This is a genomic window from Microbacterium sp. AG157 (genome assembly GCF_003385695.1).
GTDB lineage: Bacteria > Actinomycetota > Actinomycetes > Actinomycetales > Microbacteriaceae > Microbacterium > Microbacterium testaceum.
Map to the genome: position 1 here is coordinate 1,145,305 of NZ_QRDK01000001.1, position 23,974 is coordinate 1,169,278.

23 protein-coding genes are annotated in these 23,974 nt (G+C 70.2%); 15 read left to right on the forward strand and 8 right to left on the reverse strand.

Features of this window, described 5'->3' with window-relative positions:
* Positions 1-3 precede the first annotated feature (3 nt).
* The 3 genes from DEU35_RS05460 to DEU35_RS05470 are packed head-to-tail and all read left to right on the forward strand — an operon-like array spanning position 4 to position 4,005.
* Entirely contained in the window at positions 4-837 is an 834-nt protein-coding gene (locus DEU35_RS05460) for an FAD binding domain-containing protein (RefSeq protein ID WP_116238809.1), read from the forward strand.
* Positions 834-3,638 carry a molybdopterin-dependent oxidoreductase gene (locus DEU35_RS05465; RefSeq protein ID WP_116238810.1) on the forward strand — a complete coding sequence of 935 codons (2,805 nt, stop codon included), beginning with the start codon at positions 834-836 and terminating at the stop codon, positions 3,636-3,638. Before DEU35_RS05460 ends, DEU35_RS05465 begins: the two co-directional genes overlap by 4 nt.
* A 10-nt stretch (positions 3,639-3,648) precedes the next feature.
* Entirely contained in the window at positions 3,649-4,005 is a 357-nt protein-coding gene (locus tag DEU35_RS05470; protein ID WP_116238811.1) for a DUF6188 family protein, read from the forward strand.
* Between the two features lie 74 nt (positions 4,006-4,079).
* On the opposite strand, the gene DEU35_RS05475 is transcribed toward DEU35_RS05470, so the two are convergent.
* On the reverse strand, positions 4,080-4,937 hold the full coding sequence (locus DEU35_RS05475) for a PhzF family phenazine biosynthesis protein (RefSeq protein WP_116238812.1): 858 nt from the start codon (positions 4,935-4,937) through the stop codon (positions 4,080-4,082).
* Between the two features lie 374 nt (positions 4,938-5,311).
* Between DEU35_RS05475 and DEU35_RS05480 the strand changes: the two genes are divergently transcribed.
* The 3 genes from DEU35_RS05480 (at position 5,312) to DEU35_RS05490 (ending at position 8,213) form a co-directional block, all read left to right on the forward strand.
* Positions 5,312-6,118: an isocitrate lyase/phosphoenolpyruvate mutase family protein gene (locus DEU35_RS05480; protein WP_116238813.1), complete on the forward strand. Its 807-nt coding sequence runs from the start codon at positions 5,312-5,314 to the stop codon at positions 6,116-6,118.
* Positions 6,119-6,291: 173 nt separating this feature from the next.
* A complete protein-coding gene (locus DEU35_RS05485) occupies positions 6,292-6,810 on the forward strand; it encodes a MarR family winged helix-turn-helix transcriptional regulator (protein ID WP_103207002.1) in 519 nt (172 codons plus the stop codon).
* Positions 6,807-8,213 carry a hypothetical protein gene (locus DEU35_RS05490; RefSeq protein ID WP_116238814.1) on the forward strand — a complete coding sequence of 469 codons (1,407 nt, stop codon included), beginning with the start codon at positions 6,807-6,809 and terminating at the stop codon, positions 8,211-8,213. Before DEU35_RS05485 ends, DEU35_RS05490 begins: the two co-directional genes overlap by 4 nt.
* Before the next feature lie 160 nt (positions 8,214-8,373).
* On the opposite strand, the gene DEU35_RS05495 is transcribed toward DEU35_RS05490, so the two are convergent.
* The 7 genes from DEU35_RS05495 to DEU35_RS05525 all read right to left on the reverse strand — a co-directional run bounded on the left by DEU35_RS05495 (position 8,374) and on the right by DEU35_RS05525 (position 18,055).
* Entirely contained in the window at positions 8,374-9,657 is a 1,284-nt protein-coding gene (locus DEU35_RS05495; RefSeq protein ID WP_116238815.1) for an allantoate amidohydrolase, read from the reverse strand.
* A gap of 16 nt (positions 9,658-9,673) precedes the next feature.
* Positions 9,674-10,906: an alanine--glyoxylate aminotransferase family protein gene (locus DEU35_RS05500; RefSeq protein WP_116238816.1), complete on the reverse strand. Its 1,233-nt coding sequence runs from the start codon at positions 10,904-10,906 to the stop codon at positions 9,674-9,676.
* A gap of 175 nt (positions 10,907-11,081) precedes the next feature.
* On the reverse strand, positions 11,082-12,719 hold the full coding sequence (locus DEU35_RS05505; RefSeq protein ID WP_258873337.1) for an AtzH-like domain-containing protein: 1,638 nt from the start codon (positions 12,717-12,719) through the stop codon (positions 11,082-11,084).
* A 241-nt stretch (positions 12,720-12,960) separates the two neighbouring features.
* Positions 12,961-14,115 (reverse strand): acetamidase/formamidase family protein, encoded by a 1,155-nt coding sequence (locus DEU35_RS05510; RefSeq protein WP_181904582.1) that lies wholly within the window; start codon positions 14,113-14,115, stop codon positions 12,961-12,963.
* A gap of 44 nt (positions 14,116-14,159) precedes the next feature.
* Positions 14,160-15,494, reverse strand: coding sequence for an allantoinase AllB (allB, locus tag DEU35_RS05515; RefSeq protein WP_116238920.1), 1,335 nt, complete (start codon positions 15,492-15,494; stop codon positions 14,160-14,162).
* Positions 15,495-15,545: 51 nt separating this feature from the next.
* Positions 15,546-16,385 carry an aspartate/glutamate racemase family protein gene (locus DEU35_RS05520; protein WP_116238817.1) on the reverse strand — a complete coding sequence of 280 codons (840 nt, stop codon included), beginning with the start codon at positions 16,383-16,385 and terminating at the stop codon, positions 15,546-15,548.
* The gene (locus tag DEU35_RS05525; protein ID WP_181904577.1) at positions 16,382-18,055 is read right to left on the reverse strand and encodes an NCS1 family nucleobase:cation symporter-1; all 1,674 of its coding nucleotides are present in this window, start codon (positions 18,053-18,055) and stop codon (positions 16,382-16,384) included. Before DEU35_RS05525 ends, DEU35_RS05520 begins: the two co-directional genes overlap by 4 nt.
* Before the next feature lie 160 nt (positions 18,056-18,215).
* Here DEU35_RS05525 and DEU35_RS05530 point away from each other — a divergent pair, with 160 nt between their 5' ends.
* From DEU35_RS05530 to DEU35_RS17030, 9 genes are all read left to right on the forward strand, one after another.
* Positions 18,216-18,845 carry a helix-turn-helix domain-containing protein gene (locus DEU35_RS05530; protein WP_103207008.1) on the forward strand — a complete coding sequence of 210 codons (630 nt, stop codon included), beginning with the start codon at positions 18,216-18,218 and terminating at the stop codon, positions 18,843-18,845.
* 196 nt (positions 18,846-19,041) lie between these two features.
* Positions 19,042-19,569: a 2-oxo-4-hydroxy-4-carboxy-5-ureidoimidazoline decarboxylase gene (gene uraD / locus DEU35_RS05535; RefSeq protein WP_103207009.1), complete on the forward strand. Its 528-nt coding sequence runs from the start codon at positions 19,042-19,044 to the stop codon at positions 19,567-19,569.
* On the forward strand, positions 19,566-19,886 hold the full coding sequence (uraH, locus tag DEU35_RS05540; protein WP_103207010.1) for a hydroxyisourate hydrolase: 321 nt from the start codon (positions 19,566-19,568) through the stop codon (positions 19,884-19,886). The genes uraD and uraH overlap by 4 nt, the downstream gene beginning before the upstream one ends.
* Before the next feature lie 8 nt (positions 19,887-19,894).
* Positions 19,895-21,079 carry an FAD-dependent urate hydroxylase HpxO gene (gene hpxO / locus DEU35_RS05545; protein ID WP_116238818.1) on the forward strand — a complete coding sequence of 395 codons (1,185 nt, stop codon included), beginning with the start codon at positions 19,895-19,897 and terminating at the stop codon, positions 21,077-21,079.
* Positions 21,080-21,229: 150 nt separating this feature from the next.
* Positions 21,230-21,511: a hypothetical protein gene (locus tag DEU35_RS05550; protein WP_116238819.1), complete on the forward strand. Its 282-nt coding sequence runs from the start codon at positions 21,230-21,232 to the stop codon at positions 21,509-21,511.
* Positions 21,508-22,776 (forward strand): putative T7SS-secreted protein, encoded by a 1,269-nt coding sequence (locus DEU35_RS05555; RefSeq protein ID WP_116238820.1) that lies wholly within the window; start codon positions 21,508-21,510, stop codon positions 22,774-22,776. Before DEU35_RS05550 ends, DEU35_RS05555 begins: the two co-directional genes overlap by 4 nt.
* Before the next feature lie 101 nt (positions 22,777-22,877).
* Entirely contained in the window at positions 22,878-23,261 is a 384-nt protein-coding gene (locus tag DEU35_RS17020) for a hypothetical protein (RefSeq protein WP_220340839.1), read from the forward strand.
* Positions 23,258-23,542: a WXG100 family type VII secretion target gene (locus DEU35_RS17025; protein ID WP_170210745.1), complete on the forward strand. Its 285-nt coding sequence runs from the start codon at positions 23,258-23,260 to the stop codon at positions 23,540-23,542. The genes DEU35_RS17020 and DEU35_RS17025 overlap by 4 nt, the downstream gene beginning before the upstream one ends.
* 39 nt (positions 23,543-23,581) lie before the next feature.
* The coding region (locus DEU35_RS17030) for a hypothetical protein (RefSeq protein ID WP_116238821.1) at positions 23,582-23,974 on the forward strand (393 nt) is incomplete at its 3' end.

Sequence of the window (23,974 nt, forward strand, 5' to 3'; positions counted from 1 at the left end):
GACATGGACATCACGACCGTCACCTCGTACCGCGCCGCGCGCACGCGCGCCGATCTCGCTCTCGCGCCCGGCGAGGTCGTGCTCGCCGGCGGCACCTGGATCATGAGCGAGCCCCAGCCCGGCACCACGGGGTTCGTCGACCTCACGACCCTGGACTGGCGCGACCTCGAGGTCACCGACGACGGCCTGCGCATCAGCGCCACGTGCACCATCGCACGGCTCCTCGCGTGGGTCGAACGCGAGGCCCCTCCGGCCTGGACCTCGCTCGCCCTGGCGCGCCCCTGCGCCGACGCCCTGCTGGCCTCGTTCAAGATCTGGAACACCGCCACCGTCGGCGGCAACGTCTGCCAGGCGTTCGCGGCCGGAGCCATGATCGCGCTCCTGTCGACCCTGGATGCCACGGCCCTGATCTGGACGCCCGACGGCGGCGAGCGCCGGATGGCCGTGGCGGAGCTCGTCGTCGACAACGCGGCGACCTCCCTCGCGCCCGGCGAGGTCGTGCGCGCCCTCGACATCCCGCTGCATGCGCTCACGGCACGAGTCGGCCTGCAGAAGATCGCGCTCGCGGAGCTCGGCCGGTCAGGGGCCGTCGTCACGGCCCGCGTCGACCCCGACGGCACCGCCGTCTTCGTCGTGACGGCGGCGGTGCGCCGGCCCCGCGTGCTGCGCTTTCCGCAGGTGCCCGGGGCGGGAGAGCTCCGGGATGCCGTGGCCGCCGCGAGCGATTTCTACACCGACCCCCTGGGGAGCGCGGACTGGCGCCGGGGCGTGAGCGTCGTGCTCGCCGAACGACTGCGCGCGCGGTTCGCGCGTGAGCTGCAGGAAGGCGTCGCGTGAGGTTCGAGGTCAACGGCGCCCCGGTCGAGGTCGATCCCCGTCCCGGTCAGAGCGCCCGCACGCTGCTGCGCGAGGCCGGCCACGTCGAGGTGAAGAAGGGCTGCGACGCCGGCGACTGCGGCGCGTGCTCGGTGCTGCTCGACGGGACCCCCACCCACTCGTGCATCATCCCCGCGATGCGGCTCGAGGGCCGCGCGATCACCACCGCCGCGGGCCTCGCCCCCGGCGACGAGCTGCACCCGGTGCAAGAGGCCCTGGCGGCAGGCTTCGGCTTCCAGTGCGGGTTCTGCACGCCGGGCATGAGCGTCACGGCATCCACCCTCACCGCCGACGACCTGCCCGACCTCGACCGCCGCATGAAGGGCAACCTCTGCCGCTGCACCGGGTACCGCCCGATCCGCGAGGCGATCCGGGCGTCGGTGCTCGGGCCGGTGCGCGAGACGGGCGCACGAACCCCCGACTCCTCGTGCGGCGCTTCCTGCGACGGTCACGACGAGAAGGTGGCATCCGGACCCGCGACCCCGGCAGGACGCGTCGGCGCCTCCACCGTTCCCGAGGCCGCGCGGCGCATCGTCCAGGGCCGCGAACCGTTCACCTTCGACGAGCCCGTGCCCGGCGGTCCGGCGCTCGTGCTGCGCGTCGTGACCTCGCCGCACGCGCACGCCCGCGTGGTCTCGATCGACACCGCGGATGCCCTCGCGGTACCCGGGGTCGTGGCCGTGTTCACCCACGAAGACGTCCCCGACGTGCGGTACTCGACCGGCCGGCACGAGCACCGCACCGACGACCCCGACGACACGCGCATGCTCGACGACGTCGTGCGGCACGTGGGCCAGCGGGTCGTGGCGGTCGTGGCGGATACGGCGGAAGCCGCGGATGCCGGATGCCGAGCGATCGCCGTCGAGTACGAGGTGCTGCCCGCGGTCTTCGACCCCGAGCAGGCGCGTCAGCCCGGTGCTCCCCTGCTGCATCCCGAACGCACACCCGACGAACGCGTGATGGAGGCCGGCCGCAACGTCGTGGCCGGGTTCCACGTGGGCCACGGCGGCGACATCGAGGCCGCCCTGGATGCCAGCCACACCACCGTGACCGGCGAGTGGAGGTCGTCGCGCGTCACGCACGCGGCCCTCGAGACGCACGGCGCCATCGGCTGGCTCGACGACGAGGGGCGCCTGGTGATCCGCTCGTCGACCCAGGTGCCGTTCCTCGCGCGCGACGAACTCGCGCACGTGTTCGGCCTGGAGCGCGATCGCGTCCGCGTGTACGCGACGCGCGTCGGCGGCGGCTTCGGCGGCAAGCAGGAGCTGTTCACCGAAGACCTCACCGCCCTCGCCGTGCTCAAGCTCGGCAGGCCCGTCGCCTACGAGTTCTCGCGCACCGATCAGTTCGTACGGGCGTCGCTCCGGCATCCGATGCGCGTGAAGACGACGCTGGGAGCGGATGCCGACGGCACCCTCACCGCGATGAAGATCGACGTGCTGAGCGACACCGGGGCCTACGGCAACCATGCCATCGGCGTGCTCTTCCACTCGTGCGCCGAATCGACGACGCTGTACCGGGTTCCGGTGAAGTGGATCGACGCCGAGGCGGTCTACACGAACAACCCGCCGTCGGGAGCGTTCCGCGGGTACGGGCTCGGGCAGGTGGTCTTCGCGGTCGAGTCCGCGATGGACGCCCTCGCGGAAGCGCTCGACATCGACCCCTTCGACCTGCGCCGCATCAACGCCGTCCGAGAGGGCGACTCCCTGCACCCCGACGACGGCGAGGAGCCCCACGAGGAAGATCTCATCTGGGGCAGCTACGGTCTCGACCAGTGCCTCGACCTCGCGCAGGAGGCGCTGCGGCGCGGCAACGGCGCCGAGGCCCCGGCGGGCTGGCTCGTCGGCGAGGGCATGGCCGCCGCGATGATCGCGACCATGGCGCCACGCGGGCACATCGCCCACACGAGCGCGACCCTGCGCCCCGACGGCACGTACCTGCTGCGCGTGGGTACGGCGGAGTTCGGCAACGGCACCTCGACCGTGCACCGGCAGATCGCCGCGACCGTGCTCGACGCGGCCCCGGAGCGGCTCGAGCTATGGGCCGCCGACACCGACGCGGTGCGCCACGACACCGGAGCGTTCGCCTCGGCGGGAACGGTGGTCGCCGGCAAGGCGCTCTACGGCGCCTGCCTCGCGCTGAAGCGGCGGATGCTCGCCCTCGCCGCCGACCTCACGCAGAGCAATGCCGCGGAGGCCGAGATCGTGGCATCCGGAATCCGATCCGGAGGTGAGGTCGTCTCGTGGGCGCGGATCGTCGAGGCCGGGGGCGCGGGAGAGCTCACCGCGGACGGCGCGGAGTTCGGCGATTTCCGTTCGCTCGCGTTCAACGTGCACGCCGTGCGCGTCGCGGTCGACCCCGAGACGGGGACGGTGAAGGTGCTGCAGTCCATTCAGTCGGCGGATGCCGGAGTCGTCATCAACCCTGCGCAGTGCCGCGGGCAGATCGAGGGCGGCGTGGCCCAGGCCCTCGGTGGGGCGCTCTACGAAGAGGTCCACCTCGAGGACGGCGTCGTGCAGAACCCGGTGTTCCGCACGTACCGCGTGCCGCAGTTCGCCGACGTGCCCGACACCGAGGTGTACTTCGCCGAGACCGACGACACCCTGGGTCCGTTCGGCGCGAAGTCGATGAGCGAGTCGCCGTACAACCCCGTGGGAGCCGCGATCGGCAACGCCGTGTCGCGCGCGCTCGGGCGACGCGGGTACGAGCTGCCGTTCTCGCGCGACCGCGTGTGGCGGCTGGCCGGCGGTGACGCCGCCTAGGCTGACCGCTGTGTACGGCATTCCCGCGGACGAGACGTTCGATTTCTTCGAGGGGCGACGGCTGGATGCCGTGACCTTCGGCCGCTACAAGGTGTCGCTGTTCTTCGACGAAGGCGTGGGCCTCGACGTCGAGGGGCCGCTCGCCGTGACCGTCCCGGGCGGCGACGAGAGATCCGCCGAAGACTCCCGCGCTCTCGCGGCGCCGCTGCTCGACCTGCTCGCGCTGACCGTGACGGCGGTGCGGGTCGACGCGCCCTCGAGCCTCGCGTTGACGTTCGAGAACGGCACGATCGTGCGGGCGATCGACGACCTCGGCCCGTACGAGTGCTTCGACGTGCACCACGGCGAGCGCATCTGGATCATGTGATCGCTGGTCGCGTCTGCGGGGTCGCCCCGCCGAGCCCTCCGGTTCCCGGCAGGGGCACGACCCGCCGGCGCGGCTCAGAGGGGCGTCGCCGAGCCCCGCACGACGATGCCACCGGATCCCGGAACCTCGACGTCCAGCACGCTCGGTCGACCGATGTGTCGGCCCTGCCGGACGCTGAATCCGAACGGAGCCGGGAGGCCGACGCGGTCGCGCAGATACGCGCCGAGCGACGCCGCCGCGGAGCCCGTCGCGGGGTCCTCGGTGATGTCGGCCACCGGGAAGAGATTCCTCGCCTCGATCACCACGCCGTCGGCGATCGCAGCGTCGACATGGACGACGATGATCGTGCCCTTCCATCCGCGCTCGTCGAGCAGAGCGCGCACGGGTGCGGGCGCGAACGTGAAGGAATCGAACGTGTGCTGCTCCCGCACCGCGACGACCGGGTGCAGGTTGCCCGCGAACGATTGGGCCAGCGGCATGCGCTCGTCGAGGTCCGCGTGAGAGAGCCCGAGAAGACCGAGCAGGCGGTCGGCGACGTCTGCTTCGAGGTCGACGACGTACGGCTCGACGCTCGTGAATCCGGCCGTCACACGCCCCTCTGCTCCGCGCTCGGTCGTCACCTCGACGACCCCCGCGGCCGTGTCGAAGACGAACGACCCCGGCCCCTCGGCCTCGGCGAGCGCGACGGCGGTCGCGACCGTCGCATGCCCGCAGAACGGAACCTCGTCATCGGGCGAGAAGTAGCGCACGGCGACGCGGCGCCCCTCACGGGCGCCGACGAACGCGGTCTCGGGGTGCCCCAGGTCGGCCGCGATCCGCTGCATCTCCTCGTCGCTGAGGCCCACGGCATCCAGGACGACACCCGCGGGGTTGCCGCCGCCGGGCTCGGCGGCGAAAGCGAGGAGTTCGAGGATGCCAGGGGTGGGGGTCATGACTCGATTCTTCCGCAGGGCGCCCGGTGACCGAGGGGGCCACCCGCGTTCTCGTGGCCTGAACCGGGCGCCCGCGCGGCATGCGCACGGGCGGGCTACGACAGCGGTCGCGACCGCCCGGGAATCACGCTCGACGCGGAACTCAGCGCGGCTCGGCCCCCAGGTGCAGCACGGCCTCGGGGCGCTGTGCACCTCGCGGGCCGTCCGGCGGAACGCGCGACGACCCATGATGGCGTCGAGCTCCATCGCTGACCACGGTCACGAGGCACAGCCGGACGTCTCGTCTGGCGATCGGCTATCGAGACCGCTGTAACGCTGACCGCGTCGTCCGATATCCGCCAGAAACGGGACCGCGGCTCGGATGAACTGAGCAGATGAACGACAGAACCACGCAGGCCGCCGCCTTCCACATGCTGCACCAGAACCCCGCACACCCGCTCCTTCTCGCCAACGCCTGGGACGTAGCAAGCGCCCGACTCGTCGAGAGCGCGGGTGCGCCAGCCATCGCTACCACCAGCGCAGGTGTCGCATGGTCACTCGGTCATGCGGACGGTAACGCGCTCGGGCGCGAGGAGGCCATCGCGGCACTCGCTCGGATCGCAAGCGCGGTCACCGTGCCGGTCACCGCTGACATCGAAGCCGGCTACGCCGATGACGCAGACGGCGTGGAGCAGACGGTCGACGCCGTTCTCGAGGCCGGTGCGGTCGGCATCAACATCGAGGACGGCGCACTGCCCCCAGCAGAGCTGATAGCTCGTATCGGCGCGGCTCGACGCACAGCGGATCGCGCCGGGGTGCCGATGTTCATCAACGCGCGGACGGACGTGTACCTCGCCGGCCTGGTCACGCCGGAGCAGCGCCTCGTTGAGACCCTCCACCGAGCGCACCGGTACCTCGAAGCAGGAGCAGATGGTGTCTTCGTACCCGGAGTTGGCGACGCCGACACGATCAGGGCGCTGGCTGAGGCGATCAACGGCCCGCTGAACGTGATGGTAGGTCCCGGCTCCCCGAACACCGCGCAGCTCTCGGAACTCGGAGTGGCCCGCGTGAGCGTCGGCTCGGGCATGGCACAGGCCGCGTACGAGATTGCTCGATCGGCCGCTACCGAGCTGCTGACTGCTGGCACGTATGGGCCCTTGGCCCCGGCCGTCGCTTACGGCGAGCTGAACTCGCTGATCTAACGAGGCTAGCGACTCGCGCCTGGCGGGCCCGCCAATGTGCGGCGCCCCGTCGACGGTCCCGCGGAGGCGTGAAACCGATCGGTACTGCAGCACACCTGCCCCGTACAGATGACGTGAGGAAAGCAATGCGCATGCCGTACGCGACATTTTGATATAAAAGTTTTGGAGGTGTCATGACAGACGCCATGGATGAGGTTTTGAAGGCCTGGGGTGCTCGGTTCCCCGACGCGGACTTGTCGGCGTTGGAGTTGAACCGGCGACTGTTTCTCGCGCACCGCACCCTCGCCGCCTACTCGGCAGTGGTGTTGGCGGGGAGTGAGCTGGACCTTTGGGAGTGGGACGTTCTGTTCGTGCTGTGGAGGTATTCGCCGGTGGACATCGCGATGGGCGACCTTCAGGCACAGCTCTTCATCACGGCGGGGTCGGTAACCCACCGGGTGCGCCACCTCGAAAACCGCGGACTTGTCGAGCGGCGCCCTGACGAGGCGAACAGGCGCCGCGTGCTCGTCCGCCTCACCCCCGCCGGCCTCGAGGCGGCGGAGGCGGTCGCGCCCCGCATTGCCCAAGCGTCTACCGATGGTGCCGCTCAGCTCGCCGCGCGCGGCATCGACCTACCCGCACTGAACAACGCCCTCGCGCATGTCACACCACCCCTCGTTCTCCCGAGCGCTCACGTTCGGGAGGTCTCATGACTGACTACGCCGCACGGATCCGTCGACTGCACGAACTCGGCCCGCGCAACTCCGCCACTAGCGCGCACCGCGCGCTCATCGAAGACGTCGCTCAAGACCTCACCGACCTGGGCTACCAGGTGCACCGTGACCCGCACTCCTTCGAACGCTGGGACGTGTCCCCGGAAAACGTCGCGCTCACCGTCGCCGGCCGCGCGGTGAAACTCTCCTCGGCGTGGCCCTACTCCGGCGAGACACCCCCGGAGGGCGTCACGGCGCCCCTCGTCCTCCTCCGCGGACGACGCAAGAAGTGGGCGAACGCTGCGGGGAAGATCGCCGTGGTGGAGATGCGCAACATCGACGTCCCCTCCTCCCTCTTGGTCGACACGTGGGACGGCACCTATCCGTTCGATTCGATCGCCAACCCCGTTGTCGGGTCAGAGCTTGGCGGCACCGATCTGGCGAAGGCGTGCGCAGCCGGGGTGCGAGCGGTGATCGCTGTCTGGCGTGACCTACCCGATGGGGCCGCGCACGCCCAGTACCTGCCGTTCACCCGTGACTACCAGGGCATCCCGGCCGTGTGGGCTCCCGAGTCCGAAGCCGACGCGCTCGTCGCCGCGGCCGAAGCCGGCGCCACCGCCACAGTCGTCCTCGCCGCCGAGCGAGTGCCCGGCGCCACGATGGACACCCTCTGGGCTGTCTCCCCCGGCTCCGGGAGCGACGCCCACGAAGCAATCCTGGTAGTCACCCACAGCGACGGCGGCAACGCCGTCGAAGAGAACGGCCACATCGGACTACTCACCCTCGCGCGTGACGCCGCAGCAGCGCCCCACAACCGCACCATCGTGTTCATCTACACCGCCGGACACCTCCGCATCCCCGCCGTCACCTCCCACGGCCAAGCCACCACCGCCTGGCTGGACGCGCACCCAGAGATGTGGTCAACCGGGAGTCCGCTACACGCCGTCGCTGGCCTGGCGATCGAACACCTCGGCGCGAAGCACTACGACGTCGACCCCGCCACCGGCACCTACGGCCCCACCGGGAAACTCGAACCCGAACTGCTCTACGCCACCACCAAGGAACTCGCGGATCTGGCCCGTGCGACGTGGAACGGCGTCGACCCGACCGGCCACCCCGTCAAGCCCGGCGCCCTCATCCACCTCGGCGAAGGCGAACCGCTCTACGACCACCGCATCCCCGCGATCGCCCTCGTCACCGGCCCCCTCTACCTCCTCGCGGAAACCAACGAAGACGTCGTGGACATCGACCTACTGACACGCCAGATCGACAGCTTCCGCCGCCTGCAAAACCACCTCGCCGGCCCGGTCGCCAGCGACAGCTTCGGCAAAGTCAAACTGCCGAACAAGCTCAACAAGCTCGTCGCCGCAGCCCGAGCACTGCGACACCTCATCAAGGCCTGACGCACGGTGGTGCGAAACCGTTCGGTTTCGCACCACAAACGCACCGCGAAGGTACAGCCAGGTGACCACGACGGTCGATCTTGCTCACCGCACGGCACGGTCACGGCGAAGAGCGATACCGATGTCGACTGCCCGGGCATCTCGCTGATCGACGAGGAACTCAGCGCCGCTCGGCCCCCAGGTGCAGCACCGCCTCGGCCAGCGCGCGGATCCCCGCCGCCACATCCGCTCCGGCCACGGCTTCGTCGGGGTGATGGCTGATGCCGTCGGGGTTGCGAAGGAACAGCATGCCGACCTCGGTGATCGCGCCGATCGACATCGCGTCATGGCCCGCACGGCTGAAGAGGGTCGGTGCTTCGCCGCCGATGCCCGCCCGCACCACGTCCTGCAACAGGGGTGCGCAGAACACGGCCGGGGCGCTGTGCACCTCGCGCGCGGTCCAGCGGAGCCCGCGACGGCCCATGATGGCGTCGAGTTCGCGCGCGATCTCGTCCCACGCGTGGTCGCGGGAGTCGTCGAACTCTCCGCGCAGGTCGAGAGAGAAGTGCGCCTCGCCCGGCACGACGTTGACGGCTCCGGGGAAGGCCTCGAGCTGGCCTACGGTACCCACGATGTGGTGCTCACCCCGGCAGATGCGTTCGACCGCGAGGGCGGCCTCGCTCGCGCCGAGGAGGGCATCGCGGCGCATGTCGTAGGGCGTGCCGCCGGCGTGGCGGGCCTCCCCCTCGACCACGAGCTGGAACCGTCTGGCCGACGCGATCGATGACACCGCGGCGAGCGCCTGCCCGCTGCGGTGCAGTTCCGGTCCCTGCTCGATGTGCGCCTCGAGATACCCGACGAGCTGCTCGGGGCGGCGAGCGGCCTCGCCCACGCGGCCGGGATCGAGCCCGAACTCGCGGAAGGCTTCGCGCAGCGTCGAGCCGTCGGCATCCGTCAACTCCCACCAGGACGCGTCCCACTGCCCGGCCACGGCCGACGACCCCAGCAGGGCCTTGCCGAAGCGCGCGCCCTCTTCGTCGCTGAAGGCGACGACCTCGAGCGCGAAGGGGAAGGGGCTGGATGCCGTTCCCTCGGCGTCGACCCGGCGGATCAGTCGCACGACCTCGAGCGCCATCAGCACCCCGACGATGCCGTCGAAGCGTCCGGCGTCCGGGACGGTGTCGAGGTGCGAGCCCATCAGCAGCGCCGGCGCATCGGGGGCTCCGGCGGGGGCGAGGCGTCCGATCTGGTTGCCCGCCGCGTCCTGGCGCGTGGTCATGCCGAGCTCGCGCATCCATTCGGCGGCAAGGCGGTTCACGCGGGCGTGCTCGGGCGAGAGGTAGACGCGCGTGATACTCCCGGGCGTCGAGGTGACGCGGGCCAGCTCTTCGCAGCGACCCATGACGCGGCGGGCGGCCGACGCGATGAGATCGGGGGCGACCTGCAGGCGGGTGGCGGTGCTCACGCGCGAACTCCCGGCCTCACGAGCGAGCCGCCGCGTAGACGCCCTGGGCCGCCTCGACGCCCCCGCTGGCCGGCACCGCCGCACCGTGGCGCCGCAGCACCGTCTCGAGAGCGGCGAGGGTGGTCAGCACGGCGTCGGTGCGGGCGTTGTAGCCCATCGTGCCGATGCGCCAGACGCGGCCGTGGAGCGGACCGAACGAGGTGCCGATCTCGATGCCGAAGTCGCTGAGCAGCTCGCTGCGCACGGCGTCGCCGACCACGGCATCCGGGATCTCCACCGCCACCACGTTGGTCATCTTGTGGGCCACGTCGCCGAAGACGGTGAGCCCGAGGCCTTCGACGCCGGCGAGCATCGCGTCGCCGTGCAGCCGGTGGCGCTCGATCACGGCATCCCGGCCCTCGAGAAGCAGCACGCGGGCGCACTGGCGCGCGCCGTAGAGCATCGTGGTGGCCTCGGTGTGGTGGTTCAGGCGCCGGGGTCCCCAATAGTCGAGGATCATCGCGAGGTCGAAGTAGTTCGAGCGGATGAAGTCGGATGCCACGGCATCGCCCTCCTCCCGGATTCCGGCCTCGACCCGGGCGCGCGAGCGCACCACCTCGACGGCGCGGTCGGAGAGGCTCAGCGGCGCCGAGCCCGAGGGACCGCCGAGGCACTTCTGCAGTCCCGCGGTCGCGGCGTCCAGGCCCCAGGCGTCCATCTCGAACGGGTTGCCGCCGAGCGAAGCGGTGGCGTCGGTGTAGAACAGCGCGCCGTGCGTGCGGCAGATCTCGCCGATCTCGTCGAGCGGCTGAAGCATGGTGGTCGAGGTGTCGCCCTGCACGCACGCGACGAGGTGGGGCTTCACCCGCTCGACGGCCTCGCGGATCGTCGACACCGGGAAGACCTGTCCCCACGGCACCTCGATCGTGTGGACCTCGGCGAGAGCGCGCTCGGCGATCTCGGCCAGCAGGTGGCCGAAGCGGCCGAACACGGGCACGAGCACGCGATCGCCGGGGCGGATGAGCGAGACCATCGCGGCCTCGATGCCCGCGCGACTCGTGCCGTCGATGAGCAACGTCGCGTCGTTCGTCGTGCCCCAGACCTGGCGGTACAGCTCCTGCGTCTCGGTCATCGTCGCCGTCATGAACGGGTCGTACTGGCCGACGAGCGGCGCCCCCATCGCGCGCAGCACGCTGGGGTACGCCGAGATCGGGCCGGGGCCCATCAGCAGGCGGGCGGGCGGATCGATCGGGCCGGGGAGGTGGGACATCAGGACTCCGTGGTGCGGGACAGGGACTTCGGGCGGGCGGGACGAGACGGTGGGAGCGGCGGAGCGGGCCGAACTCCTGAAGAACCGACGGCAGCCACCACCCCGGGGAGGGCCACCGCCGCCACGGGGGAGAAAGTCAGGAGTCTCGCACGGCCCGACGACGGGACGACGCGACTCACTGGGCGACCCCCGCGCCGGCGGCCTCGGCGAGGCGCCGGGCCAGGCGCACGAGGGCGATATCGGTACCGGCCCGAGAGACGAGACAGACCCCGACCGGGGCGCCATCGACGGTGAGCAGCGGCACCGACACAGCGGGAAGACCCGCGATCGCAGCGGGCGCGGTCATCCGCAGGGTTGCGGCCCGCACGGCGTCGACGTCGGCGGTGCGCTGCGGCGCGGGGCCGGGCACGGTCGGGAAGATCAGGACGGCCCCGTCGACCAGTTCGGCGAAATGCGCGGCGATCGGCTCGAGGTGTTCGCGCGCGGCGGCTTCGTCGGCCGCGGTGATGCGCGAGGCGATCTCGAAGCGCTCCGCCACGGCGGGGCCCACGGCCCCGGGGTGCGCCCGCAGCCACTCGCCGTCGTTGCGCCACGCCTCGGCGCCCTGCACCGTGCGGAACGCCGTGAACGCGGCATCCAGGTCTCCACTCGACACGGCGCGGAACGGCGGCGGATCGTCGGATGCCGACAGCCCGGCGAGCAACCGCGAGAACGCCTCGCGGGTCGCGGGCTCCACGCACGCGAGGATCTCCTCGGGCACGAGGAAGCGCCAGGGGAGATCTTCCCCGGAGGCACCCTGGACGTTCTCGGTCGAGGACGAGCCGTCGTAGCTCAGGCACCAGTCGGCGACGCGCTGCAGCGTCTCGCCGTCGCGCGTGAGCCAGCCGATCGTGTCGAACGATTGCGCGAGGGGGAGCATGCCCTGCCGGGGCACGAGGTCGTGGGTCGTGCGCAAGCCCCAGAGCCCCTGGTACGACGCGGGCACGCGGATCGAGCCGGCCGTGTCGGTGGCGAGACCGATATCGGCATGGCCGAGGGCGACGGCGGATGCCGGTCCGCTCGACGATCCGCCGGGAAGAGCACCCACCACCGCGCCGTTGGGCGGGGTGCCGTAGTGCACATTGTCTCCGGCGATCGAGTAGGCGAACTCGTCGGTGCGGGCGATCCCGCGCAGCGACGCCCCGGCGCGCAGGAGGTCGGCGACGGCGGGGGCAGTGGCCTTCTCGGGTCGCGCTTGCTCGAGGTACGTCGGGTTGCCCGCGCCGATGCGGAAGCCGGCGATCGCGAACAGGTCTTTCACGGCGACGGTCAGGCCCGCGAGCGGCCCCTCCCATGCGCCCTGCTGGAAGGGGTCGCCGACGCTGCGCCAGATGGTCCTGTCGAGCGGGGGCGTGCGCGGCGCGACGTGAGCGGCGGTGATGAGCCACCGACCGTCGAGGCGTTGCCACACCTGCGTCTGCAGGCCGCGGCCTCCGCCGTGGAAGCGCGAGACCGACATGAGCAGGGCGGCATCCGGCGAGAGCGGCCGGTAGTGCACCTCGGCGATGTCGCGCGGGGGCACGCCTCCGCGCAGCGAGCGGAACCCGCTGATCGCGTCGTGCCCGACGAGCAGTCCCGCCGGGTCGCCGCGCAGGGTGTCGGGCCCGGGCGCGAAGAAGGCGTCGAGCGCGTCGAGGTCGTTCGCGACGATCGCGCGCTCGTACGCGTCGAACGCAGCGCGGAGGTCGGCGGGGATCGGCGCCGTGTCGGAAGCTTCGGGCGCGGGGCCGGTCGGCACCGACCCGGCGGCGGCGGTCTCGGTCGGCGGAGTCATGGCATCCGTCACGAGCGTCGCCCGCCTCTCAGCTGCGTTGAGTGTCCAAGAAACCCGGACACCCAGGAAAATCGTCCGGGTGTTTTGGACACTCGACCGGAGGGAGCCGACTCTGGGGCGCCCCGCCTGAACGGCGGGCCCGCGGCGTCGACGTCCCGCGGCGCGCGCGCGACATGGGCGTCGAAGGCCAAGTCGGCGTCAGCGGCCTCGGCGCGGGCCAGGGCGGCGGCGAGGACGGGGCTCATGCGGCGTCTCCTTCGGGAGCGGATGCCAATGCCTCGGGCTCCACGGCCGGAACACCCACGAAGTCGGCTTCGCGGATGCGCGCGTGCACGCCCGAGACGATGTCGACGACCTGCGAGATGTCGAAGTCGGTCGCCGCCGACAGGTACGCGTAGGCGAGGTGCTCGTCCATGCCCCATCGGCCACCGAGCAGCGCGAGCGACGAACGCACGCAGGCGCGCATCGCGGCGTCGAGGTCGGGGTCCATCCCGGTCGGCACGAGGTAGTCGGGGGTCCGCACCAACGGGCCGGTGACCTCACCGAAAGCGGCGCGGGCGGCGTCGGCGGGGATGACCTCGAACCGCAGGGTCGCTCGCAGCGATGCCTCGAGCGCGGTGAGCGCGACCTCGCCGTCGCCCTGGGCGAAGTGCGGGTCGCCGATGTAGGCGAGCGCCCCCTCGACCTGCACGGGGAGGAAGAGGGTCGCGCCCTCGACGAGAAGGTTGATGTCGATGTTGCCGCCGTGGGGGCCCGGCGGGACGGAGTGCGGACGCTCGTCGCCGGCGACGGCCACCCCCATCGTGCCGAGGAACGGCGCGAGCGGGAACGACACCACGGCATCCCCTCCCTCGACGAGGGGAAGCGTGCCGTGCAGGATGCCGTCGCGCTCGGCGACCGCGGCGAACACGCTGACGTTGTGCTCGCCTCGGGGCAGCTCGCCGACGAGGGCGCCCTTGCCGTGCCGGTTCGAGATCACGCCGTACGGAACGCGCGGGACGAACGACTCGACCGTGATCTTGAGCAGGTCGCCGGGATGCGCGTCTTTCACGTGCACCGGGCCGACGACGACGTGCGGTCCGTCGGCGAAGGGATCTCGAGCCACGGATGCCGCGATCTCGATCGCGTCGACGAGCACGTCGTCGGCGGCGACACCGTGCGCGGCGAAGTACGCGGCGGGGTCTTTGCCCTGGTCGTCGAGGATGCCCTCGTGGCTCACGGTGTCGATCGTCACGCTCTCGCCCGAGGAGATCTCGAGCACGGGGGCGTCGGTCGCGCAGGGGAGGCGTCCCCACAGCACGGTGTCGGGCGCGGCGGGGAGGTAGTGGGCGGCGGGGATGGGGCCCTCACCGGGCTGCAGGATCGGCACGGCGGGGACACGGGTCCCCCCGGGAATCCCCGCCGTGGTCAGGGCGCCGGGCTCGGGCGCCGTGGCGGCGCTCACGCCTGTACCGCCGTCGCCGTGCGCAGGATCTCGCGCCCCTCACGCTCGGTCACCGCGGCCCCGCGACGGTAGACCGGCTCGCCGCGCAGCCACGTCTCGCGGACGACCCCCGTGAGGGTCTGACCGTGCCAGGGCGAGACGGGGTTGCGGTACTCGAGGGCCGCGGCATCCACCGTGAACTCCTCGTCAGGAGCGAACGCCATCAGGTGCGCGGGAGCGCCGGGGGCGATGACGCCCAGCCCCTCGAGGCCCGCGATGCGCGCGGGTCCGGTCGTCATCAGGGGCAGCAACGACTCGAACGCGAGTCCCCGCTCGCGGGCCGTGGTGTGCACGGCCGACAAGCCGGTCTGCAGTCCCGCGATCCCGCCCCACGCGAGACCGAAGTCGGGGTTGCCCTTCAACTCGACGGTTGCGGGTGAGTGGTCGCTGACGATCGCCTCGATCGTGCCGTCGACGACACCCGCCCAGAGCAGGTCGCGGTTGGCGCCGCCGCGGATGGGCGGGCAGCATTTGAACGCTCCCGCGCCGTCCGGCACCGCCGACGCGTCGAGCGTGAGGTAGTGCGGGCACGTCTCGACGGTGAGGCGGACGCCCTCGGCCTTCGCCGCGCGGACGGCGTCGAGCGCTCCCCCGTCGGACACGTGCACGATGTGCGCCCGGGCGCCCGTGCGGCGGGCGGCGTCGATGACGCGGAGGATCGCGGCGCGCTCGCTCATCGGCGGGCGACTGGCCTCGAAGTCGCTGTAGCGCTGCCCCAGAGGGCCGTCGGCGTGCAGATGTGCGGGGTCTTCGGCATGAACGATCAGAAGCCCGTCGAACTCGGCGAGCTCGGCGAGGCACCGCTCGAGCTGCTCGGCATCGAGATGGCCGAACTCGTCGATCCCGCTGGGAGAGAGGAAGCACTTGAAGCCCACGACCCCGGCGTCGGCGAGAGCACGGAGCGACCCGAGGTTCTCGGGGACCGCGCCGCCCCAGTACGCGACATCGACGGCGAGCTTTCCTGCGGCGGCCCGGCGCTTGGCATCCAGTGCCTCGACGGTCGTGGTCACGGGGAGGCTGTTCAGCGGCATGTCGACGATCGTGGTGACGCCTCCCGCGGCCGCCGCGGCGGTGCCCGTGGCGAAGCCCTCCCACTCGGTGCGGCCGGGCTCGTCGAGATGCACATGCGAATCGACGAGCCCGGGCAGCAGCACCGCGTCGGCGGGGAGGACCGTGTCGGCGGAGGCGTCGAACGGCTCGAGGGCGTCGATCACCCCGTCGTCGATGACGACCGTGGCGGGCGCGAAAGCCCCGTCGACGAAGACGCGGCGGGCGGCGATCCGGGTGCTCATGCCGTTCACGCTAAGCGCCTCGCGTTTCGCCGATGTAACCGTCATCAACATTCATGCGAACACCTTCGAGGTGACGACGGCGGCGCGGGGCGGTGTCGCTGCCCCCGGCGCGTCAGAAGTCACCCCGGGGCCACCGGCCGACGGGTGCGGCGACACATCGCGCTCGCCCAGCACTCCGAGGCCACCGGCGAAGGCCCGCGGCGGCCGTGCGTACTCGTCGCGCTTGCTCGTACCGAGCCCCATGCGCACCATCCCGGATGCCATGCCCACCGCCGCCGCGACCCCGTCGACGACCGGAATACCCACGCGTGCCGTGAGCTCGATGCAGAGATCGGCCATGCCTGCGCACCCGAGCACGATGACGTCGGCGCCCCCGGCGGCCGCGTCGGCGCTATACCGCGCGATGGTCTCCACGGCGGGCGAGTCGGTGTCCTCGAGGTCGAGCACGGGAATCCCCGTCGCGGCGAGCGAGACGCACGCCCGCTCCATGCCGTACCGCGACACGAGGTCGTGCGCACGCCCCAGCGTCCGGCTGAGCGTCGTGACCACCCCGAAGTGCCGCCCCGACACCGCTGCCAGGTGCATCGCCGCCTCGGCGATGCCCACCACCGGCACGTCGACCAGCTCGCGCGCCGCGTCGAGCCCCGGGTCGCCGAAGCAGGCGATCACGTACGCGTCTGCGGGGTCGGATCCGTCGCGGTCCGCCGCGATCAGCTCGACCACGGCGGTGGCCGCCGCGATCTCGTCGGTGTGGCTTTCGATCGCCGCCGCCCCGACGCTCGGGCACACGGCATCGACGATCACCCCGGGTCCCGCCACCCCCCGGGCGGCGTCCGCGATCTTCGCGGTCATCGCCCGGGAGGTGTTGGGGTTGATGAGCAGGATCCTCACGCGAGCGCCTCGCGAGAAGTCGCACCGGGGGCCGCGGCATCCGGAACCGTGTTCGCCACGACGGCGACCGGAGCCGAAACGGCCGACGGCTCGGATGCCGCCGTGGCGGCGGCTCCGTCGACGGTGCCGTCGGAGATTCCCTCGGTCTCGCCGTCGAACGTCGGGATGCGGGGGTCGAGACGCTCGAAGAACAGGAACAGCACGTAGCCGAGACCGCAGCCGATGAACCAGCTGTAGTCGCTGATGGCGGCGATGTCGAACAGGCCCAGGTCGGCGAAGAGCTTCGGGAAGATCGCGATCGCGACCGTCGGAACACCCGCGAAGACGACGGCCTTGACCGCGTTCGGGTTGAAGCCGTTGCGGTACCAGTAGGGCCCCTGGGTGTCCATCGTGAACATCGCGTCGACCTTCACCCGCTGGCGAGCGGCGATGTAGTAGCCGGCGATCAGGATGCCGAACAGCGGGCCGATCAGCGCGCCCAGCACACCGAGCGAGTAGTGGATGGCGTCGGCGTTGGAGTACCAGTTCCAGGGCATGAGGAAGGTCGATCCGACGGCGGCGATCATGCCGCCCGCGCGCCACGAGATCTTCTTCGGGGCGACGTTGGAGAAGTCGAAGGCGGGCGAGATGAAGTTGGCGACGATGTTGATGCCGACCGTGGCCGTGACGAAGGTCAGGCCGCCGAGCAGGATCGCGAAGGGGGTGTCGATCTGCTCGACCGTCTTGATCGGGTCGGTGATGAGCGCACCGAACACCGGCACGGTGGCCGACGCGGTGATGACGGTCAGCAGCGAGAAGAACATGAAATTGATCGGCAGACCCCAGAAGTTGCCCTTCTTGACCGCCTCGAAGCTCTTGCCGTAGCGGGCGAAGTCGCCGAAGTTCAGCATCGGGCCGGAGAAATACGACACGACGAGGGCGATGGCGGCGAACATGACCGGGATGGACGCCCAGAAGTCGAGCTGGGTCGTCGAGAGCGTGAAGGAGATGTTCTGGACGCCGGCCTGCGACACGAGGTAGACGGCGAGGATGATCATCACGACGTAGACGGCGGGGCCGGCCCAGTCGATGAAGCGGCGGATGACCTCCATGCCGTTCCAGAAGAGGAGGAACTGCGCGACCCAGAGGATCGCGTACGAGATCCAGCCGAGCGCCGACAGGCCCGCGAACGAGACGTCGAGCAGGGCCGCGGAGCCCGGGATGAACTTCAGGAAGATGATGTTGAGCGACTCCGCCGCGAGGAACGTCTGCACCCCGTACCAGGCGATGGCGATGAGGCCGCGGATGATCGCGGGGATGTTCGCACCCCGGATGCCGAAGACCACGCGGTTGATGACGGGGTAGGGCACGCCCGTCTTCTGACTGGGCTTGGCGACCATGTTCGCGAAGACCTGCACGATGACGATGCCCGCGATGAGGGCGACGAAAACCTGCCACGACTGAAGACCGAGCGCGAAGAGCGAACCGGCGGTGACGTAACCGCCGACCGAGTGCACGTCGCTCATCCAGAACGCGAAGATGTTGTAGCTCGACCACTTCTGCTTCCGCAGGGGCGCGAGGTCTTCGTTGGCGAGACGATCGTCGTAGTGGGGCTTCATGTTGCCACCCCCGTGGGGGTGGCCGGCGGCCTCCACGAGATCGTGGGGGCCGGTGAGCGGGGTCGAAGTCATGTCAATCCTCTCAGGACGATGGATGCCACGACGTGGAGTCCGCGGCCGGAGTGGAGCTCTGATGTGAAGTTATTGGTTCACATCACCGCGGCTGTTTCCCGTTTGTAACGAGCATGTGAAGTCGCTCCTTCACACCCTCGGCGATCCTTAGACTCGGGGCATGCCGCAGCCATCCCTCGCCGACGCCGTCGAGACTGCCGCCGCCGCCCACGAATCCGAGGCCACGACCTCCGTCGGCACCCGCATCCGCGACCTGCGGCAGGCGCGCGGCATGTCGGCACGCGCCCTCGCGAAGACCCTCGGCATCTCCCCCAGCGCCGTCTCGCAGATCGAGCGCGGCGTGATGCAGCCGAGCGTCTCGCGCCTCATCGCCATCACCGATGCCCTCGGCGTTCCGCTCGTCGCGGCCTTCGACCCGGCATCCGGTCGTTCCGTCGAACCCGCCGGCCCCTCGGGATTCACCCTGCAGCGCGCGGGCCAGTCGCCCGACATCGTGCTCGACAGCGGGGTGTCGTTCCGCCGACTCACCCCGGGGTCCTCTCCCGGCGTCGACTACTTCGAGTCGATCTACCCGCCCGGAGCGGCCGCGCACGGCGCCGACGGACTGTTCCACCACGAGGGGTACGAGGTCGGCACGGTCGTCGCGGGCGAGCTGACCATCGACTTCGAGGCCGAGCGCGTGATCCTGCGCGCCGGCGATGCCATCAGCTACCCCTGCTCGGTCCCCCACCGCCTGCACAACACCGGCGACACGGACGCCGTGGCCCACTGGCTGATCGTGCACGCCTGACGCAGGGCGCGGCTCGCCACCCCCGGCGTCTCGCGTCACCAGAACAGGAAAGACAATCAGGACAGGCTGCAACGGCCTGTTCTCATGACATCCCCTGTTCTCATGACCGCGAACCCCGCCCGGGATGTTGCCCACAGCAACATCGCCGACACATCCCGCTACAGCCGCGTAACGCGCACCGCCTAGCGTGGCGCGTATGCACCTCTCCGACTTCAACGCCGCCGACGATGCCGAAGCAGTCTCCGTCGCCCGCGTCTGGGCCGACGTTCCGGGCTGGGTCGACGCCGTCGTCACGGGCCGCCCCTACGCGAGCGTCGACGCCCTCGCCGCCTACGCCGGAGACCTCGCCGCCGCGTGGTCGCCTGCCGACCTCGAGGCAGCGCTCCACGCCCACCCCCGTATCGGCGCGAGAGTGTCGGGCGAGGGCGCCGAGGCTGCGGCATCCCGTCGCGAACAGGGCTCGATGGCGTCCGCCGCCGATGACGACGTCGCCGCGATCGCCGCGGGCAACGCCGCGTACGAGGAGCGCTTCGGTCGCGTCTTCCTCATCCGCGCCGCCGGACGAACGCCGAGCGAGATGCGCGCCGAGCTCGAGCGCCGGCTCGGCAACGACCCCGACGCCGAGACGATCGAGGCCACCCGCCAGCTCGCCGAGATCGCGCTGCTGCGCCTGCGGACCACCTTCGCCGACGACGCTCCCGCCGAACCCGAGGACGCCGAATGACCCACGTCACCACCCACATCCTGGATGCCACAGCTGGCACGCCCGCGCCCGGCGTTACAGTGACGCTGGCCCGTCTCGACGGCACGGCGGTCGCGGAGGGGGCCACCGACGCCGACGGGCGCCTGGCCCTCGGCCCCGACCGGCTCGACGACGGCGACTATTCGCTGACCTTCGCGACGGGCGCGTACTTCCGTGGGCTCGACGTGCCGTCGTTCCACCCCGTGGTCACCGTCGCCTTCACCGTCTCGGGCGAGCAGCACCTGCACGTGCCGCTTCTGCTGAGCCCCTTCGCCTACTCGACCTACCGCGGCAGCTGAGGAGCGTCATGAAGGTCATCGTCATCGGAGCCGGAGTCGGCGGAACCTCCGCCGCCCTCGCCCTGCAGAAACTCGGCCACGAGGTCGTCGTCTACGACCGCATGCGCGAGAATCGACCGGTCGGGGCCGCACTGTCACTGTGGTCGAACGGCGTGAAGGTGCTCAACTGGCTCGGTCTCGGCCCGCAGGTCGCCGCCCTCGGCGGGCGCATGGACGACATGGCCTACTACGACGGCCACACCGGCGACGAGATGTGCCGCTTCAGTCTCGCCCCGGTCACCGAACAGACCGGCCAGCGCCCGTACCCCGTCGCCCGCGCCGACCTGCAGCAGCTGATGATGGATGCCGTCGGCTCCGACAACATCCACCTCGGCAAACAGCTGACCGGGGTCTACGAGGCCGACGGCATCGTGACCGCCACGTTCGCCGACGGCTCCACCGACTTCGCCGAGCTGTTGATCGGAGCCGACGGCGCCCGGTCGCTCGTGCGGGATTACGTCACCGAGCCCACCGGCATCCGTCCCGAGCGCTCCTACTCGGGGTACGTGAACTACAACGGCCTGGTGGCGGCCGACGAGCGGATCGGGCCGCTCGACCAGTGGACGACGTACGTGGGCGACGGAAAGCGCTGCGCCGTGATGCCCGTCGCGGGCGACCGCTTCTACTTCTTCGTCGATGTGCCCGGGCCCTCGGGCGTGGTCGAAGACCGCATGGCGGCGCTGGAGCACGCCTTCGGGTCGTGGGGCGCACCGGGCGTGCGGGCACTGCTCGACGGCATCGACCCCGACGAGTCGCTCAACCGCGTGGAGATCTGGGACATCGACCCCTTCGACACGTGGGTGCGGGGCCGCGTGGCGATCCTCGGCGACGCGGCGCACAACACCGCCCCCGACATCGGGCAGGGCGCGTGCTCGGCGCTCGAAGACAGCTTCGCGCTCGGCATCGTGTTCGCCACGTCGACCCTCGGCGTCGAGGATTCGCTCAAGCGCTACGAACGCATCCGCACCGAACGCGCGGGCGACCTCGTGCTGCGCGCCCGCAAGCGCGCCCACGAGACCCACGCCTTCGACGTCGCCGCGACCCAGGCCTGGTACGACGGCCTGCGCCGCGAAGACGGCACGGGCGTGATCCGCGGGATCGTCGGCAACATCGAGGGCAGTCCGGTCGAGCTCGGCGCGAGTGTGATGCGCTGAGGACCGCCGGCTCCCCGCTGCCACAGGGAACGATCCCGGGCGAGTGCGGGGAACTCACGTTTCACCCGGGTGAATCCTCCTAGGAGAAGTCGAAGGAAAACAGCGCTCGCGCCATCAAAGCATTACCCTCGTCGGCGAGAGGGGGCTCTCGTGCCAAGATTCTCCGTCGATCCTGAGGCTCTGCGCTCGACCGCCGCGCACATCGAGGGTGTGCGCGACTCCGCGGGTTCATTCGTCGAGACGTGTCCGGCCGATATCGGCCACGCCGCCGCGGCGAAGGCTATCTCGCTTCTTGCGGTCGACACGGCTGAAGCGTGGAGAAGCGCGATCGAGGACCTCGGTCACCTCGTCGAGCGGCTCCGGCAGAGTGCCGACCTGTACGAGAGCACCGATCAAGACCTCGTGGTGCCCGGCGGGACGGTCGAGAGGTGAGCGAACTCGGGCAGACGTCCGACCCGGTCGACCTCATCCCCGGGTCGGTGAGCGGTCTGGACGAATTCGTATCGCGGTGGCGAGAGAATGCACGTACTGCGGGGGACATCGCCGCTCAGCTAACGAGCCTTCCCTCGCCGGAGGGCTGGGAAGGGGCAGCCGCGGACGGCTTCGCTGCCCGTCTCCCCGACGTGGGGACGCAATGGCAACAGCTGGGGGAGTCACTGACCACGGCAGCCGACGCGCTAGACGAATACGCAACCGTACTCGGGTGGGCACAGCAGAAGGCGGGCGATGCCATCGCCATGTGGCAGGTTGCGCAGGCGCAAACGGCCGCAGGGGTCGAGAGCTACCGGCAGGCGGAACGCCAGGCGGGCGCGACAGGCATCGTCCCCTTCTACACAGACGCCGGCGCAGCAACTCGAAGTGACGCGCAAAGTTTGCTCGCCTATGCCCGGTCCGAGGTCCGAGACGCGGGCGACACCGCCGCACATGCGGTGACCGCGATCACGCCGCCGGAAGCACTCACGTGGGAAGGGGCCGGCGCGCTCTTCTTGGGAGCGCTCGTCGTGCAAGGCCAGATTCACTGGGACACCCTGGCGAACCTGGTGAACGGTACCGCCTCGGTCGGTAATGCCATCTTGCGCAATCCAGACGCACTCCTCGCTCTCCTGGGTGGCGGGGCGATGATGATCGGCGGCGGCGCGACAGCTCTCGGTGGTGGAGGGCTGGCCGCGACCGGGGTGGGAAGCGTTCCGGGCGGGGCCGCGGTCGTCGGTGGCGTCGCCGTCGCGGGGACCGGCGGCGCGTTGGCGGCCGCGGGCGCCTCGAAGCTGGCCGGTGAGGCAACCGGCAGCGCGGGTGTCATGCTGATGGAGAAGCAGCATGGGGCCGATCGAGGAGATGGCCGTGACGACTACGGGCAGTTTGCGCATGGGCAAACGAACAAGCCGTGGGTAGATAAGGAAAAAATCGGTCTCGATGAAGTCGAAGCTGAACTGAAGGTCCCGGTGGAGCGCCAGAGGGCTCGGTCTTCGATCGAGGGCTCCACCCAGCAACGCTACTTCGACGGATATGTAAAAAACGACGACGGCACTTATACAGCCATCGAGGTGAAGAGTGGAACGGGTTACGAGAAATACATGAAGAACGCAGAGAACCAGAAATCGTTCGATGATTCCATCTCCCCCGACAACCCTGCAACCGTTACGATCAGGGGGCAGAAAATGACAATCACCGACGTGCTGATATCGGTTGTACCATGACGGTAAAGCGGCACTATTACACGGTCGATGGCTCTCGTTCGACTGAGCTCAAGCCGCGAATACGACCAGCCCGAGAGTTGCTGGAAAACTTGCTCACCCTGATGCAATCCGGCAAACGGTCCACCCTGATGCTCGCGCCAATTCCCGATGCCAAAAACTTTGTCGACTACCTCCATGAGGGCGGAAGCCCGGTCTTCTTGCAGTGCGCCGGCACCTCCGACGCGATGACGATTGAATGGCACAAGATCGACGACGACGGTCAAGACCGGCATTACATCGTCGGCCACGGCGGCGACCACTCCGGAGAGCCCTCCGTCGACATCCCCTTCTTCGACGGCACACGGAAGGCCACCGTGTATCCCGACGAGGTCTTCGCACTCGACGAAGCGACCGACATCTTCTTCCACTACTACGAGACCGGCGAGATCCCGTCCGCGTACGAGTTGCGCTGGTACGACCTCGCCTGGCCGAAACCGCAGCCGTGACCATCCGTTTCGACGGCGACCGCCATGCAGAGCTCATCGATGCGCTCCGCGACGCAACCGTGTCCATCGAGCGACATCTCGACGACCTCGATGCCGCCGTCGCCGCAGGCCGAGCCGAATGGACAGGAGACGCGAGAAACGCCTACGACGCGGCCCAGCGACAGTGGTCGGACGCTCTCGAGCGCATGAACACGAGTTTGGCTGACGCGGCGTCGGGGATGGATGCGGCGCGCTCGGCATTCGAGACCGCTGAGGCGCTGGTAACTCGCCTCTGGACCTGAGTCCACATCAACGTCAGCAATAGTGAGAGGGAGGATGCAGTGGCCCAGCGCTATTACTACACGATGGATGGCAGCTCCATGGAATTCGGCTCCGACTTTCGCGGCCCGCGTGATCAAGTCGCCCATCTTCTTGGCCTCCTCCGGCCGGGGGAGAGGTCCACATTCATACTCGGCGCCATTCCCGAAGGCATTCACTTCGCGCATCACATCCACGAAGGCGAGAAGTCTCGGTACCTGCAATGCGCCGGCACCTCCGACGCGATGACGATTGAATGGCACAAGATCGACGACGACGGTCAAGACCGGCATTACATCGTCGGCCACGGCGGTGACCACTCCGGAGAGCCCTCCGTCGACATCCCCTTCTTCGACGGCACACGGAAGGCCACCGTGTATCCCGACGAGGTCTTCGCACTCGACGAAGCGACCGAT